Origin of the sequence: Microbacterium sp. NPDC028030 (assembly GCF_040637855.1) — a bacterium.
Classification (GTDB): Bacteria; Actinomycetota; Actinomycetes; order Actinomycetales; family Microbacteriaceae; genus Microbacterium.
In genome coordinates this window covers 808,067-822,285 of the sequence record NZ_JBEZXF010000001.1, presented here as the reverse complement: position 1 = coordinate 822,285, position 14,219 = coordinate 808,067, and the positions used below count along the sequence as shown (strand labels likewise).

Annotated in this window: 16 protein-coding genes; 1 reads left to right on the top strand and 15 read right to left on the bottom strand. The window is 69.2% G+C overall.

Annotated elements, in window-relative coordinates; genetic code table 11:
• Window positions 1-16 precede the first annotated feature (16 nt).
• The 3 genes from AB0E56_RS04080 to AB0E56_RS04070 all read right to left on the bottom strand — a co-directional run bounded on the left by AB0E56_RS04080 (window position 17) and on the right by AB0E56_RS04070 (window position 3,280).
• On the bottom strand, window positions 17-2,029 hold the full coding sequence (locus tag AB0E56_RS04080) for a cytochrome c oxidase assembly protein (protein WP_359796852.1): 2,013 nt from the start codon (window positions 2,027-2,029) through the stop codon (window positions 17-19).
• A gap of 86 nt (window positions 2,030-2,115) precedes the next feature.
• On the bottom strand, window positions 2,116-2,403 hold the full coding sequence (locus tag AB0E56_RS04075) for an HU family DNA-binding protein (protein WP_017203554.1): 288 nt from the start codon (window positions 2,401-2,403) through the stop codon (window positions 2,116-2,118).
• Between the two features lie 280 nt (window positions 2,404-2,683).
• Window positions 2,684-3,280 carry a TetR/AcrR family transcriptional regulator gene (locus AB0E56_RS04070; protein ID WP_359796850.1) on the bottom strand — a complete coding sequence of 199 codons (597 nt, stop codon included), beginning with the start codon at window positions 3,278-3,280 and terminating at the stop codon, window positions 2,684-2,686.
• A 150-nt stretch (window positions 3,281-3,430) separates the two neighbouring features.
• Between AB0E56_RS04070 and AB0E56_RS04065 the strand changes: the two genes are divergently transcribed.
• The gene (locus AB0E56_RS04065) at window positions 3,431-4,258 is read left to right on the top strand and encodes an alpha/beta hydrolase (RefSeq protein WP_359796848.1); all 828 of its coding nucleotides are present in this window, start codon (window positions 3,431-3,433) and stop codon (window positions 4,256-4,258) included.
• 74 nt (window positions 4,259-4,332) lie between these two features.
• Here AB0E56_RS04065 and rpsN read toward each other — a convergent pair whose 3' ends face one another.
• From rpsN to AB0E56_RS04005, 12 genes are all read right to left on the bottom strand, one after another.
• A complete protein-coding gene (rpsN, locus tag AB0E56_RS04060) occupies window positions 4,333-4,638 on the bottom strand; it encodes a 30S ribosomal protein S14 (protein ID WP_017203557.1) in 306 nt (101 codons plus the stop codon).
• Window positions 4,639-4,641: 3 nt separating this feature from the next.
• Entirely contained in the window at window positions 4,642-4,812 is a 171-nt protein-coding gene (gene rpmG / locus AB0E56_RS04055; protein WP_017203558.1) for a 50S ribosomal protein L33, read from the bottom strand.
• A complete protein-coding gene (gene rpmB / locus AB0E56_RS04050; RefSeq protein WP_025102729.1) occupies window positions 4,812-5,048 on the bottom strand; it encodes a 50S ribosomal protein L28 in 237 nt (78 codons plus the stop codon). Before rpmB ends, rpmG begins: the two co-directional genes overlap by 1 nt.
• A gap of 139 nt (window positions 5,049-5,187) precedes the next feature.
• A complete protein-coding gene (locus tag AB0E56_RS04045) occupies window positions 5,188-5,913 on the bottom strand; it encodes a DNA-3-methyladenine glycosylase (RefSeq protein WP_359796845.1) in 726 nt (241 codons plus the stop codon).
• 1 nt (window position 5,914) lies between these two features.
• A complete protein-coding gene (locus AB0E56_RS04040) occupies window positions 5,915-7,786 on the bottom strand; it encodes a hypothetical protein (RefSeq protein WP_359796844.1) in 1,872 nt (623 codons plus the stop codon).
• Window positions 7,776-8,591: a TIGR03943 family protein gene (locus AB0E56_RS04035; protein WP_359796843.1), complete on the bottom strand. Its 816-nt coding sequence runs from the start codon at window positions 8,589-8,591 to the stop codon at window positions 7,776-7,778. Before AB0E56_RS04035 ends, AB0E56_RS04040 begins: the two co-directional genes overlap by 11 nt.
• On the bottom strand, window positions 8,584-9,624 hold the full coding sequence (locus AB0E56_RS04030; protein ID WP_359796841.1) for a permease: 1,041 nt from the start codon (window positions 9,622-9,624) through the stop codon (window positions 8,584-8,586). Before AB0E56_RS04030 ends, AB0E56_RS04035 begins: the two co-directional genes overlap by 8 nt.
• Complete coding sequence (locus AB0E56_RS04025) at window positions 9,621-10,037, bottom strand: transcriptional repressor (RefSeq protein ID WP_183151267.1); 417 nt, start codon at window positions 10,035-10,037, stop codon at window positions 9,621-9,623. The genes AB0E56_RS04030 and AB0E56_RS04025 overlap by 4 nt, the downstream gene beginning before the upstream one ends.
• A gap of 46 nt (window positions 10,038-10,083) precedes the next feature.
• Window positions 10,084-10,944 carry a metal ABC transporter permease gene (locus AB0E56_RS04020; RefSeq protein WP_359796840.1) on the bottom strand — a complete coding sequence of 287 codons (861 nt, stop codon included), beginning with the start codon at window positions 10,942-10,944 and terminating at the stop codon, window positions 10,084-10,086.
• Window positions 10,941-11,774 (bottom strand): metal ABC transporter ATP-binding protein, encoded by an 834-nt coding sequence (locus AB0E56_RS04015; RefSeq protein ID WP_359796838.1) that lies wholly within the window; start codon window positions 11,772-11,774, stop codon window positions 10,941-10,943. The genes AB0E56_RS04020 and AB0E56_RS04015 overlap by 4 nt, the downstream gene beginning before the upstream one ends.
• The gene (locus AB0E56_RS04010) at window positions 11,771-12,805 is read right to left on the bottom strand and encodes a zinc ABC transporter substrate-binding protein (RefSeq protein ID WP_359796837.1); all 1,035 of its coding nucleotides are present in this window, start codon (window positions 12,803-12,805) and stop codon (window positions 11,771-11,773) included. Before AB0E56_RS04010 ends, AB0E56_RS04015 begins: the two co-directional genes overlap by 4 nt.
• Window positions 12,806-12,863: 58 nt before the next feature.
• Window positions 12,864-14,216: a dihydrolipoamide acetyltransferase family protein gene (locus tag AB0E56_RS04005; protein WP_359796836.1), complete on the bottom strand. Its 1,353-nt coding sequence runs from the start codon at window positions 14,214-14,216 to the stop codon at window positions 12,864-12,866.
• Between the last annotated feature and the right edge of the window lie 3 nt (window positions 14,217-14,219).

The window sequence follows — 14,219 nt, the reverse complement described above, 5'->3', positions numbered from 1 at the left end:
CGGCGCCTCAGCGATCTCAGCGGCCTCCGCGCTCCTCGCGACGCTGATCCTCCGCCGCGAGCCGGGCGAGCTCGGCGTTGTACTCCTCGAGCTCGGCATCCCCGGTGCGATCCGCGTGCCGGTCGCGGCGCTTCTGCAGCTTGGTGTCGCTGCGGCTCCACTGGATCGCCACCGTGATCGCGAGGATGAGGGTCGGGATCTCACCGATCGACCAGGCGATGCCACCACCCACGTACTGGTCTTCGAGGGGACTGGCACCCCAGTCGCGGCCCATGGCCCCGAACCAGTCGGCGACCATGAGGCCCTCCTGCATCATGATGGCGATGCCGAAGAACGCATGCATGGCCATCACCGCGATGAGGGTGATCAGACGCCCGGGGTAGGGCAGTCGATACGGGACGGGGTCCACCCCGATCAGGCTCATCACGAACAGGTATCCCGAGAGCAGGAAGTGGATGACCATCCACTCGTGCCCGAGGTGCTCGAACATCGACCACCGCACGAGGTCGGTGAAGTAGAAGGCCCACAGCGACAGGATGAAGATCGCCGCCGCGACGAACGGATGCGTCACGACCCGCGCGAACGGCGAGTGCACGGCCCACATGATCCACTCGCGCCCGCCTCTGGTGCCGTCGTCGCGCTTGTGGATGGCCCGAAGGGCCAGCGTGATCGGCGCTCCGGAGACCAGCAGCAGCGGGATGGCCATCGACAGCATCATGTGCCCGAGCATGTGGATGCTGAACAGGTACTCCTGGTACGCGTTGATCGGACCGCCCGTGACCCAGACGAGCATCAGCATCCCGAGCACCCAGAACACCGTGCGATGGATCGGCCAGCGGTCGCCGCGCAGTCGGAGTCGTCGGACGCCCACGAGGTAGAAGAACAGTCCGAAGCCTGCAGCCACGAGCCAGAGCACGTCGATGTCCCATGCGGTGAACCAGCGCTCGAGTGTGAGCTCCGGCGGCAGCAGCGAGCCCGTGAGGATCTGCGCGGGGGTCTGCGAGAACGCCGCGGTCTCGCCGGTGGGCGGAGGGGTGCGGGCGAGGGCGGCGGCAGCACCCGAGGCGAGCCCCATCAGGGCGACCTCGCACAGCACGAGGAGCCAGAACCAGCCGGCCGCGCGCGCACCGTGGAGCTTCGGGATGAGGCGGGCGCGGTACCACGCGCCGAGAAGCCCCATCCCGCTCAGCAAGGCCACCTTCGCGAGCACGATCCAGCCGTACGGGGTCGTCCACAGCGCATCCCAGCTGCCGACGGCCACGATCGAGCGGGTGACGCCCGAGACGGCGACCACGGCGAACGCCGCGATGGCGAGGGACGAGTAACGGGCGACGAGCCGCGGGACGTCGACGTCGCCGCGCCCGCGCAGCAGCACGAGCAGCAGCAGACCGCCGAGCCACACCGCGGCTCCGACCGTGTGCAGCAGGATCGAATTGACCGCCATGTTGTGGCCGTCGAGGTCGCCGGCGTGCCCCTGTGTGGCGAGCGGGAGGAACGAGACCGCCGCGAGCACCGCCGTGATGAGCGTCGGGGTCCATGAGCGCCACGCGAACGCGAGTACGGTGATGATCGCGCCGAAGATGGTCGTGATGAGCCAGGACTGCCCCAGTGGCAGCTCGAGCAGGAAGCGGCCGAGCTGCGTGCCGAACTCGCGCTCGATGCTGAGCTTCGGGTTGAAGGCCGCCATGAAGGCGAGGAACCCGGCGAGGCCGGCGGAGACCGTGAAGACCGCGGCGCCGACCGAGGCGATGTTCAGCGCGGCGTCGAACGACCGTTCGCCCGCGCGCAGCCCGAACAGGGCGAGGACGAGCGAGCCGAGCATCACCGCACCCGAGATGTTCATCACGAGCTTGGCCACCGGCGTGCCCCACAGCACGAACGCGCCGGGGTCCTGCAGGAGCGGCGGCTCGGCACCGCCACCGACGAGGAGGGCCAGCACCAGGGCCGCCAGGGCTGCGGCGAGGAGGATGACGACGCCGGCGACTCGATACGCCGAATTCCGACTCGTCGACTCGCTGCGGGAACTCACCCCTCCAGCCTAGGCGCGCCCCGCAGTGAGAACGCACGAAGGCCGCCCCCGCAGCACGGGGGCGGCCTTCGGAAGGTGCAGCCTGATTACTTGACGGCAGCCTTGAGCTTGGAGCCAGCGGTCACCTTGACGCGCTTGCCGGCCGGGATCTTGATCTCGGCGCCGGTCTGCGGGTTGCGACCGGTGCGAGCAGCCGTGTCGACCTGCTCGAAGGAGATCCAACCAGGGATGGAGACCTTGCTGCCCTTGGCAACAGCGTCGGAGACCGTGGCGAACAGCGAGTCGAGGACACCGGAGACGGTGGCCTGGCTCTGGCCGGTGGCGGAAGCGATGCTCGCGACGAGCTCGGTCTTGGTGATGGACTTGTCAGCCATGTCATCCTCCAGCGACGAAGGACCGTCGCATCGTTGTGGGTATCGGAGCGGATGCTCCTGGTCTGTCGACCGCCTTGAATGTATCAACGACCACCCTGATTTCCGCGTCATTTCGCGGGTTTTGGGCAATTACCTGGCGTGTCGCGTCACTTTCGTCACTCCAGTCACAGATTTCGAGGGGGTTTCCTGGCCCGGCGCCGCCTTTCGGAGGATATCTGCACAGCGGAGGGCCCAGTCCCGGAATCCCTCCTCCCATATGCGGATCTCCTCCCGGGCGCGGTCAGTGCGGCCGGTGTACCTCGATCACCGACTGCGCCGTGCGCGCGAACGCCGGTCGCACCCGGTCGTCGCCGTCCAGGTATCCGCCGACCAGCGCGGCGTCTCTGAGCAGGACGAGGGAGGCGGCGACATCCGCCGGGTCCGCCAGTCCGGCACCCTCGGCCACGGACTGCAGTGTGCCGCGGAACCACTCCCGGTGCTCGTCGATGAGGCGACGCACCGGCCCCTCCGCGTCGGGATACTCGGCGGCCGCATTGATGAAGGGGCACCCACGCGTGTGCCGCTCGTGGATGTCGGTGGAGATGCCCTGCACCACGGCGTCGAGCAGGGCGTCGGGGTCGGTGGCGGTCTCCCCCGCCGCGGTGAACATCGCGCGCAGCATCTCGTCCTCGCCGGCGAGATACGCCAGCACGAGGTTCTCCTTGCCCCCGAACTGCTTGTACAGGGTGGCCCTGGTGACGCCCGCCTCCTCGATCACGCGGTCGACCCCGACCGCATGGATGCCCTCCTCGTAGAAGAGGCGGGTGGCGGCGTCGACCAGCCGGGCGCGGGCGGGGCTGGGGCGCTTCGTCGAGGCGTTCTTCGTCGTGGTGTTCATGATCGTCCTCCCTCATCGTGGCATCCGAACCGCGACATCCGATCGACGACTTCAGGAATTCTGGGAATACCTTGTGGTAGATAGAACGTTCGGTCTACTATCAGCTTAACGCACTCCCGGAGCGGGAGGCCGAACAGAGAGAAGAAGATCATGAACACGGCAGCCAAGACCCCCATCGTCCTCATCCACGGGCTCTGGATGACCCCCGCGAGCTGGAACACCTGGGCCGAGCGGTACCGGGCTCAGGGGCACGAGGTCATCGTCACCGGGTGGCCCGGCATCGATGACCGCTCGGTGGAGGACATCCGCCGCGACCCGTCCGCCCTGAAGGGCATCGGCCTGACGCAGATCGTCGACCACTACGAGCGCATCATCCGCGCCCTCCCGGTGAAGCCCATCATCATGGGCCACTCCTTCGGCGGGGTGATCACCCAGATGCTGGCCGACCGCGGCGTCGGGGCCGCCTACGTGGGCGTCGCTCCCGGACAGACGGCAGGGATCACGACCCTCCCCCTGTCGACACTGTGGACGGGCACCCCGATCCTCTCGAACCCGTTCGGGCGCAACGGCGCCAAGCCGCTGTCGAAGCGCCACTTCCACTTCACCTTCGGCAACGACCTCAGCCGCGCCGAGTCCGACCGCCTCTGGGAGGAGTTCGCGGTGAACTCCTACAACCGGGTGTTCTTCGAGGGCGTGACGTCGGCGTTCGACGAGAAGGGCGGCGTGACGCACGTCGACTACGCCCGCGCCGACCGTGCGCCGCTCTACGTCATCACGGGCGAGATCGACCACGTCGTGCCGCCGGCCATCGGACGCGCGGTCGTGGCGAAGTACCGCTCGACCGGGAGTCCCGCGACCGTCGACTACAAGGAGTACCCCGGCCGCACGCACCGGCTGGTGAGCCAGGACGGGTGGCAGGAGATCGCCGACGACGCCCTCGCCTGGGCCGTCGCACACACCCCGGCATCCGTCGCGTGACGCCAGAGCAGGAGCACGGCCCGGGTACGCGAAAAGGGCGAGGATCCGAGGATCCTCGCCCTTTCAGCTGCGACTTACCAGCTCGACTTGGTCACGCCGGGCAGCTCGCCACGGTGTGCCATGTCACGGAAGCGGACACGCGAGATGCCGAACTTCGTGAGGACACCACGGGGGCGGCCGTCGATGACGTCGCGCGAACGCACGCGAGCCGGCGACGCGTTGCGCGGCAGCTTCTGCAGGCCGACGCGTGCGGCCTCGCGGGCCTCGTCGGTGGCGTTCGGGTCGATCAGGGTCTTCTTCAGCTCGGCACGACGCTCGGCGTAGCGCTCGACGATGACCTTGCGCTGCTCGTTGCGCGCGATCTTGCTCTTCTTAGCCATGGATCAACGCTCCTCTCGGAATTCGACGTGCTGACGGATGACCGGGTCGTACTTCTTGAGCACGAGGCGGTCGGGGGTGTTGCGGCGGTTCTTCTTGGTCACGTACGTGTAACCCGTACCTGCCGTCGAACGCAGCTTGATGATCGGACGGACGTCCTGAGCCTTCTTGGCCATTAGAGCTTCACACCCTTCGCCTGGAGGTCCTTGACGACGTTCTCGATGCCGCGGGCATCGATCACCTTGATGCCCTTGGCGGACACGTTGAGGGTGATCTTACGACCGAGCGACGGAACGAAATAGGTCTTCTTCTGCACGTTCGGGTCGAAGCGGCGCTTCGTCCGGCGGTGCGAGTGCGAGACGTTGTGACCGAAACCGGGAACAGCTCCGGTCACCTGGCACACTGCTGCCATGATGATGACTCCTTCTATACCGTGAGGCCGGACGGCCCCACCCAAGATCCCTTGTCTGCACGCGATCCACCCCGCCGATCGCTCGGCCGCAGGAGGGAAAGCATGCGAACTGCGCACAGGAGTGTGCGCAGACAAAGAGTCAGTCTAGCACGGTGCCGGACACCCCGAGAGCCGCCGCCTCCGCCGCACCGCGACCCCACCGGAACGACGAGACAGTGGGGTCGCCGTCGATCCAGAAGCGCCAGGGGAACGCCGCAGTCCCGGCGATGCCGGCCACGCCGACCCGCGGCCCGGTGACCACGTCGCTCCGGCGAGGGCCCAGCCACAGCTCAGCCGTGGCTCCGTGGCGCTCGAGAGCCGTGATCGCATCGATGCCGTCGTGGATCGGATGCCGGAGTCCGACCGCCTGTCCGAGCCGGCCGGGACCGCGGGCCAGGTCTCGGAGCGTCGCACGGCTCAGCGGCGGGGTGGCGTTCCGGCGCCGCGCTGCCGCATCCACGCCCGACACGATCTCACCTGCCCGCAGCAGCACGCCGTCGCCCTGCCCCTCCAGTCCGCATGCCACGTTGATGCAGGAGTGGATGCCGTGGCTCAGGTACACGTACAGATGCCCCGGCTCCCCCCACATCGTGGCGTTACGCGCCGTCCGCCCCATCCGCGCATGCGAGCCAGGGTCGGCACGGTCCCCCGTGCCCTGTCCGTGGTAGGCCTCGACCTCGGTGATGCGCACCCGGACCTCGACCGCCTGTCCGTGCTCGACCACGACGGTTCGCAGCTCCCCACCGAGGAGCGACGGAGCGACCTCGACGGCAGAGCCGGCAACGTCGTCTCTGGTCGCTCGACGCAGTGCTTCCGGCGCGGGCATCTCAGAACCGCGGAGCCGTCTGGCACCAGGACGCGTCGAAGCCGGTCAGGGCCACGATCTCCTTGCCCGACTCCATGTCGATGAGGTGCGTCTCGACGTTCTCGGGGAGCGGCAGCAGCATCCCGTCGTAGGCGTTGTTCGCGAGGTCGGGCGCGACGACCACCGCGGCGTACTGGCCGCTCGGCGACGCGCACGCCTGCAGGATCGAGTCCGTCGAGCCGACCTCGACCAGAGGCGTGGCCGTGCCGTCGTCGTCGACGCGGATGACGGCCTGTCCGACCGGGAGTCCCGCATCGTCGCGCGCGACGACGTGGCGGAGCGTCCCCCCGGGGTACGGCGTGATCGAGGTGGCAGTGCCGTAATCGGGGTCGGATGCCGCGAGCGGCTGCTCAGACCCGTCGGCGAGGTCGAGCTCGACCACCGATCCGTCGAGCCGCTCCACGATCGCCGTGTACGTTCCTCGGGAGATGCCCTGGATCGTCGCCGCGAGCCCGAGGGACTGCACCCCCGCGTCGGTCGAGCGGTCGACGAGCGACAGCGCCCCGTCGAAGTCGATGAACAGCACGGCGGCACTGTCGGGCACGAACTGCCACACGAAGACGCTCGCCTCCGCGCCGGCGACCTCGATGATCTGCGGCGCGTCCTTGCCGCTCAGCGACTGCGTGACCAGCACGCTCGCCCGGCCCTCGTCGTCGCTCAGCTCGCGGTCAGAGTAGCTGTAGCCGACGAGCCCGCCGCGCTCGGACACCTGGATCGCACCGACGTGGCCGTCGCCGGGGAGTGTGAGCTCGCGCTGGTTCTTCCCGTCGCGGTCCATCACGAGCAGTTGAGAGCCGTCTTCGTCGCCGACAGAGACCACCAGCTGCGTCGACGTGGCCCGGAAGTCGTTGATCTTGTCGTTCTCGTAGACCGGCACCGCGTTCTCTCCGCTGAGATCGGTGAGGAAGATCTTGTCCTTGCCCTCGACGTCGCGGCGCAGCAGGAAGATGGAGGATGCCGGCGTGGTGAAGGTCGTCGTCAATGTGGTCGTCGGCCCGCCGCCGGCGCCACTCACGCCCGCGACCCGGATCGTGTACTCGGTCGCGTCGTCGAGCGGTACCGTGAACCGCACGCCCACACCGCGACCGGAGGCATCGACCGTGAACGGCACGGCGGGATCGACAGTGACCTGCTTCGGGTCGATGTCGGCGAGCGCCTGATTCGCAGTCAGGATGACCCGGCTCCCCGACGACTCGATCGCCTGTGCCGCGTCGACCTGCACGTCGCTGATCCGCGGGCCCTGCAGCAGGCTCGCGATGCCGAGCCCGGTACCGACGAGTACCAGGACCCCGAGCACCGCCGCGAGCGTGACGACGAAGCGTCGTGGCGTCACGGAGGTGCGCGTGACCGGTTCGGCGGAGGGGATGCGGGGCGCCGGCTGTTCCGAGTCGACGTCTGGCTGCTCGTCCGCGGCGGGGTCGACGGGGGCCGCGCCCACGAAGACGGGGTCGGTGGCGAGCGGGACAGCCGGAAGCGCCGTCGCCTCGGCGTCCTCTCGCGCCGCAGCCTCGAATGCCGCCATCTTGCGCGCGGCGGCCTCCTGCTCAGCGACCTCACGGTCACCGGCCTCACGGACGGCCGCCTCACGTGCAGCGGCCTCACGTGCAGCCGCCTCACGTGCAGCGGATTCGTCGGCAGTCGCCTCGTCGGCGCCGGCATTCGCCTCGGCACGGGCATCCGACTCGTCGTCACCGTGCGCGGCGAGCCCCGACACCGCGGCCGCGCGCTCGATCCGCTCGGCTTCCTCGCGCTCGGCGGCTTCACGTGCGGCACGCAGCTCCGCACGCGTGCGCGGCACGGCGGGCACCTCGGGGCGCTCGTCGTCAATACTCATAGGGGTCCCCGGGCTCGTCGATCGCGACGACGTCTGTCGGCTCGATGCGGAGCTTGCCGTCGGCATCCGCCCGCACGGTCCCCGTGACCTCGACCCACTGGCCCGTCGCGTAGTCGCCCTTGTCGACGTCGACCGGCAGAGCGGCGGTCTGCGCATCGATCACGCAGTGCGTGATGACCAGGCGCGTGAGGTTCACGTCGTCACCGGAGGAGCCAGGCGTCACGAAGCCCGTGAGGGTCACCGCGGTGCCGTCGTACGCCGCCGTGTTCGTGGATGCCGCGAAGACGCTGGCCCAGTCGCCGACCCCGAACGTCGACGTGTCGGCCACACCGAGTGCGACCGTATCGGCGCCCGCGAACAGCGCGGTCTGCTCCCCCGCGCGCGACATGGCGAGCTGGACCGACAACGATGCCGGCGGAAGCACGAGCGCTGCGGCGACGACACCTGTGGCGATCACACCGCCGGCGACCGCCGCGAGACCGGACAGAGACCGCCGGGCAGAAGGCGTGGGGTGACGCGCGCCGTGATCGTCGTGGTCCCGGTGCTCCGCCGCCTCGGCGACCGGTCCGTGATCGTGCCCGTGGTCGCCCTCCACGCCGAGGGGGAGCGTGCAGGACCAGATCGCGCCGGCGAGGGTCACGACGGCGGCGGCACAGGCGAACCACACCGACTCGGGGCTGATGTAGAGGGTCAGTCGTCCGGTGAGTCCGAGACCCAGCGTCACGACCGAGATGACGGCGGCGAGCCCCACCCCGAGCCAGCGGGTGCCGAGTGCGCGGGCACGCGTCCTGGTCTGCTCAGACAAAGACGTTCACCCCGATCCCGATCGCGAAGGCCGAGGCGAGGACGGTGCCGACGATCCCGACGAGCGTGCGACCGGTGAAGGTCGTGCGCATGAGCGCGAGCATCTTGATGTCGACCAGAGGTCCGACGAGAAGGAACGCGACGATCGCCCCGGAGGAGAACGTCGATGCGAACGACAGCGCGAAGAAGGCGTCGACGTTCGAGCAGATGGCGACGGTCATCGCGAGCACCATCATCGCGACGATCGACAGCACCGGGTTCGACCCGATCGCGAGCAGCATGTCGCGCGGGATCAGCACCTGGACGGCTCCGGCGAGCGCGGAGCCGATCACGAGGGCGGGCATCACCGCGCGCAGCTCGACGAGGAACTGCGTGAGGCTGCGGCGCACCGGCGTACCCGGTTCGTGCGTCACACGGTCGCACGTGTCGACGAACCGCTGTGTGAGCATGCCGTCGGGGTCGGGGTGCCGACTGTAGATCCAGCCGATCAGGTTCGCGATCAGGTATCCGCCCACCAGACGCGCCACCAGGATGCCGCCGTCCCACCCGAACGCCGCGTGCGTGGTGAGGATCACGATCGGGTTCACGATGGGCGCCGCAATCAGGAAGGTCATGGCCTCGGCCGGAGCGAGCCCGCGCATCATGAGTCCGCGGGCGAAGGGCACGTTGCCGCACTCGCACACCGGGATCAGCATGCCCAGCAGCGACAGAACCGCGCGTCGGGCCCAGGCGCGCTTCGGCAGCCAGCGGTGGATCACGTCGGCCGGCAGCCACACCTGCACCACGATCGACAGCAGCACGCCGAGGACCACGAAGGGCAGGGCCTCGATCAGGACGCTCAGCGCGAGGGTCAGGCCGTCCTGCGCGCGGGTCGGCAACGAGGCGGGGAAGAGGGCCGGCAGGAACGCGTCGATCAGGAACAGCGCCGCGATGATGACGGCGCCGAGGCCGAGACCGATCCACGCCGAACGCGGCGAGGCGCTCGGGCGGTGCGTGTGGCCGTGTCGGGTCGCCGTGCCTGCCGAGGGGCTCACGCGTTCGCAGCCCTCTCGGCGTCGCGCTTGTTCGCGCACGGAGTGCACAGTCCGAAGATGTCGACGACGTGGGCGGCTTCCGTGAATCCGTGCAGGGCCGCGGTGCGGTGCGCCCACTGCTCGACGTCCTTGGCCTCGATCTCGACCGTCAAACCGCAGTTGCGGCAGATGAGGTGGTGGTGGTGTCCCTGAGTCGTGCACGCGCGGTACAGCGCCTCACCCTCGGGGCTCTGCAGCGAGTCGGCGTCACCCGAGGCCGCGAGACCTGCGAGTGCGCGGTAGACCGTGGCGAGGCCGATGCCCGTGTTGTCGTCGCGCAGCGAGGCGTGCAGCGACTGGGCGCTGACGAAGCCGCGCGCGTCGGCGAGCGCTTCGCGCACACGTTCGCGCTGCCAGGTGTTCCGCTGAGCCATACGTCGAGTCTAGGCCGCGGGGGTTGGCGAGGGCTGGGAGCTCGGCTCAGGCCGGAACCCGCCGCACCCGAGAACGTACCTTCTGCACGATCCAGCACACGACATAGATCGTGAACGACAGCGTGGTGATGTACGGGCTCACCGGCAACGTCCCCGCCAGGGCGAGCAGGATGCCGCCGACCGCCGAGACGAACCCGAACAGGGCGGCGAGCAGAGGTACCGCGATGGGACCGGCGGTCACGCGCATCGCGGCGGCGGCCGGTGTCACCAGGAGCGCCATCACGAGCAGTGCGCCGATGATGTGCACGCTCACGGCGACGATGAGTCCGAGCAGGACCATGAACAGCAGGCTCACGACGCGGGTCGGGACACCGCGCGCGGCAGCCGACTCGGGGTCGAGCGAGTCGAACCGCAGCGGGTTCCACATGATCAGCAGCCCGAGCAGCACGACGATGCTGATGCCGATGAGCCAACCGAGGTCGGGGCTCGACACCGACACGATCTGACCGGTGAGCAGGCTGAACCGGTTGGCGCTGCGTCCGTCGTAGAGCGAGAGGAACAGGATGCCGAGGCCGAGGCCGAACGGCATCAGCACACCTACTACCGAATTGCGGTCACGGGCCTTGGCGCCGAGGATGCCGATGAGGATCGCGGCCACGAGCGCTCCGCCGAGGGAGCCGGCGACAACGCTGCCGCCGAAGAGGAGCGCAGCAGCGGCTCCGGCGAACGACAGCTCGCTCACGCCGTGCACCGCGAACGCGAGATCGCGCTGCATCACGAAGACGCCGATCAGACCGCCGACGATCCCGAGCACGGCGCCCGCGATGATCGAGTTCGAGAGCAGGGCGACGAGCTCGCCGTAGTCCTGGAACGAGAAGATGTCGCTCCAGTCGACCAGTGGCCTCATGCCGCGCCTCCGTGCTCGTGGCCGCCGTGGTCGTGGTGGGGCTCGGCGTCCGGGACGCCGACGACGACCAGGCGATCTCCTGCGCGCAGCACGAACACCGGAGTGCCGTAGAGGTCGGTGAGCACCCGGGTCTGCAGCACCTCGTCCGGTGTCCCGAGCAGGAAGCGTCCGCCGGCGATGTAGAGGATGCGATCCACACGACCGAGGATCGGATTGATGTCGTGCGTCACGAACAGCACCGCCGCCTCGCGCTCACGGCGCTGACGGTCGATGATGTCGGTCACGGCGAGCTGATTCGCGAGATCGAGGTTCGACAGGGGTTCGTCGCACAGCAGCAGGGTGGGTTCGTCGGCGAGCGCCTGCCCCACGCGCAGTCGCTGCTGCTCACCGCCCGACAGCAGACCCACGCGACGTTCCGCGAAGTGCGAGGCCCCGACCGCCTCGAGGAGACGGTCGACTCTCGCGCGGTCGCCGCGGTGCGGGATGGGAAATCCGAACCGGCTGCCCTGCACCCCCAGAGCGACGAGGTCGCGTGCACGCATGCTCGTGTCGGGGGCGAGCGTGCGCTGCTGCGGGATGTAGCCGATGCGGGGGTTTCCGCGATGCACCGGCTCCCCGGCCACACGGATCGCCCCTGACGAGAGCGGCTGCAGGCCCAGGATGCTCCGCAGCAGAGTGGTCTTGCCCGACCCCGACGGACCGAGCACCGCGATGAACTCCCCCGGCTGCACCGTGAGGTCGAGCCCCGACCACAGTTCGCGGTCGCCGCGGTGCAGGGCCGCGTCGGTGATCTCGAGGACCGGACTCTCGCGCTGTGCAGCGCCGCTCACGACTGGACGGCGGCGGCGAGGCTCTGGATCGCGTCACTCATCCACTCAGAGTACGACGATCCGTCCTCGAGCAGCTCCGTGAAGGCGACGACGGGGATGCCGGCCTCCTTCGCCGCAGCCTCGACGCGTTCGGTCTCGGCCCCGCCGGTCTGGGCGTTGGTCAGCAGCGTGGTGGCCTGTCCGTCTTCGATCACCTTCAGCGCCTCGAGCAGAACGGCGGGCGCGACGTCCGTGCCCTCCTCGACCGATTCCGCGAATCCCTCGGGGGTCACGTCGGTCAGTCCCGCCGCGGCGGCGAGGTAGCCCGGCAGCGGTTCGGTCATGAAGACACCGGTGCCCGCGGCATCCGTCTTGATGGTCTCGAGGTCGGCTTCGAAGCCCTCCAGGTCGGCGACGATGCCGTCGGCGTTCGCGGTGAACTCCTCCGCGCCGTCCGGGTCGAGCTCGGACAGCTCGTCGGCGATCGCCTCGACGACGTGGATCATCGTGTGCGGGTCGAACCAGACGTGCTCGTTGAAGCCCTCGATGTGGTTGTGGCCCTCGTGGCCCTCTTCACCCTCGGCGTGATCGTGATCGTGATCGTGGTCGTGCGCGTCTTCTTCGGGGGCGTCGGTGGCCGACTCCTCCGCGTGATCGTGGTTGGCGTCGTCCTCGTGCCCCTCGTTGCCGGGGAAGTCGTGCGAGTACTCGACGGCCGTGACGACGTGCGGATCCTGCGCATCCTGCAGCAGGGCGTCGATGAACGCGTCGTAGCCGCCGCCGTTCTCGATCACGAGGTCGGCCTTCTGCACGGTGAGCCGGTCGCGGGCGCTCGCCTCGTAGGAGTGCGGGTCCTGGGTGGCGGACGTGATGATCGCTTCGACGTCGACCCGGTCGCCACCGATCTGCGCGGCGATGTCGCCGTACACGTTGGTGCTCGCGACGACGGTGATGGTGCCGTCGTCGCCCTCTCCCGCGGCCGGGGTGGAGCATCCGGCCAGCGTGAGGGCGGCGATGGATGCGAGGGCGAGAGCGAGGACGGGCTTCTTCATGCTCTCACTCTAAACGCTAATGAGAACCATTATCAAATCGATTACCCGACGTCTGCGGTCAGTCCACCAGCAGGGCGGGCTCCTCGAGGATCGACGCCACATCGGCGATGAAGCGGCTCATGCCGTCGCCGTCGATCACTCGGTGGTCGAAGGATCCGGCGACCGTGGTCACCCAGCGGGGACGCACCTCGCCGTCGACCACCCAGGGCTTCTGGCTGATCGTGCCCATCGCCACGATGCCGGCCTCGCCGGGGTTGATGATCGGGGTTCCGGCATCCATCCCGAAGACGCCGATGTTCGTGATCGTGATGGTGCCGCCCTGCTGATCGGCCGGTGAGGTCTTGCCCTCGCGCGCCGTCAGGGTCAAGCGGTTCAGCGCCCGCGCCAGGTCCTTCATGCTCAGGTCCTGCGCGTCCTTGATGTTGGGCACCAGCAGGCCGCGCGGGGTCGCCGCCGCGATGCCGAGGTTCACGTAGTGGCGCACGGCGATCTCGGCGCCGGCATCCGTCTCGATCCAGGCCGCGTTCACCATCGGAGTGCGGCGAGCCGCCCAGATCACGGCGCGCGCCATGATCAGCAGCGGCGAGACGCGGATGTCGGCGTAGTCGGGCGAGGCCTTGAGCCGCTTCACGAGCTCCATCGTGCGGCTCGCGTCGATCTCCTTCCACACGGTCACGTGCGGGGCCGAGTACGCGCTCTGCACCATCGCGGAAGAGGTGGCCTTGCGCACGCCCTTCACCGGGATCGACTCCGTGCGGTCGTCGCCGGCCGCCGACGGACGGGTCGGCGCGAGGCCCCGAGCGAGCCCAGCGGGTGCGCTCTGCGGCGCCGGCACGGTCTCCTCCCGCACGGTCCCCCACTCCGGGGTCTCGATGTTGCGGAAGACGCTGGCCTGCGAGGCGTGCTTGACCACGTCGTCGCGGGTGACCTCCCCATCGGTGCCGGTGGGCGCGACGGTGGTGAGGTCGACGCCGAGGTCGCGGGCGAGCTTGCGGATCGGCGGCTTGGCGATCACGCCGACGGAAGAACGCACAGGACGCTCGGCCGGGCGCTTGCGACGAGAGGTCGCTCCGCCACCCGTGCCGTAGCCGACCAGCACCGAGCCGCCGCCCTCCTCGGGTGCCGGAGCCTCCGCGGTGACGACGACACCCGGGCCCGCATCGTCGCGCGCATCGGTCACGAACGTGATGATGGGCGTGCCCACCTCGACCGTCGCCCCCTCGTCGACGAGGAGCTCGCCCACCACTCCGGCGTGCGGCGACGGCAGCTCGACGAGCGACTTCGCCGTCTCGATCTCGCACACCACGTCGTTGATCGCGACGGTGTCACCTGGGGCGACCTTCCAGGCCACGATCTCGGCCTCGGTCAGACCTTCGCCGACGTCGGGGAGGTTGAAGTTCTGCGTGCTCATGAC

Excerpts from the sequence above, each read along its gene's own strand:
- AB0E56_RS04010 (WP_359796837.1), bottom strand. The coding sequence starts at position 12,805 with ATGAAGAAGCCCGTCCTCGCTCTCGCCCTCGCATCCATCGCCGCCCTC.
- AB0E56_RS04070 (WP_359796850.1), bottom strand. The coding sequence starts at position 3,280 with ATGAACACCACGACGAAGAACGCCTCGACGAAGCGCCCCAGCCCCGCC.
- AB0E56_RS04065 (WP_359796848.1), top strand. The coding sequence starts at position 3,431 with ATGAACACGGCAGCCAAGACCCCCATCGTCCTCATCCACGGGCTCTGG.
- AB0E56_RS04075 (WP_017203554.1), bottom strand. The coding sequence starts at position 2,403 with ATGGCTGACAAGTCCATCACCAAGACCGAGCTCGTCGCGAGCATCGCT.
- AB0E56_RS04025 (WP_183151267.1), bottom strand. The coding sequence starts at position 10,037 with ATGGCTCAGCGGAACACCTGGCAGCGCGAACGTGTGCGCGAAGCGCTC.
- rpsN (WP_017203557.1), bottom strand. The coding sequence starts at position 4,638 with ATGGCTAAGAAGAGCAAGATCGCGCGCAACGAGCAGCGCAAGGTCATC.
- rpmG (WP_017203558.1), bottom strand. The coding sequence starts at position 4,812 with ATGGCCAAGAAGGCTCAGGACGTCCGTCCGATCATCAAGCTGCGTTCG.
- AB0E56_RS04045 (WP_359796845.1), bottom strand. The coding sequence starts at position 5,913 with ATGCCCGCGCCGGAAGCACTGCGTCGAGCGACCAGAGACGACGTTGCC.
- AB0E56_RS04020 (WP_359796840.1), bottom strand. The coding sequence starts at position 10,944 with ATGAGGCCACTGGTCGACTGGAGCGACATCTTCTCGTTCCAGGACTAC.
- AB0E56_RS04005 (WP_359796836.1), bottom strand. The coding sequence starts at position 14,216 with ATGAGCACGCAGAACTTCAACCTCCCCGACGTCGGCGAAGGTCTGACC.
- AB0E56_RS04040 (WP_359796844.1), bottom strand. The coding sequence starts at position 7,786 with ATGAGTATTGACGACGAGCGCCCCGAGGTGCCCGCCGTGCCGCGCACG.
- rpmB (WP_025102729.1), bottom strand. The coding sequence starts at position 5,048 with ATGGCAGCAGTGTGCCAGGTGACCGGAGCTGTTCCCGGTTTCGGTCAC.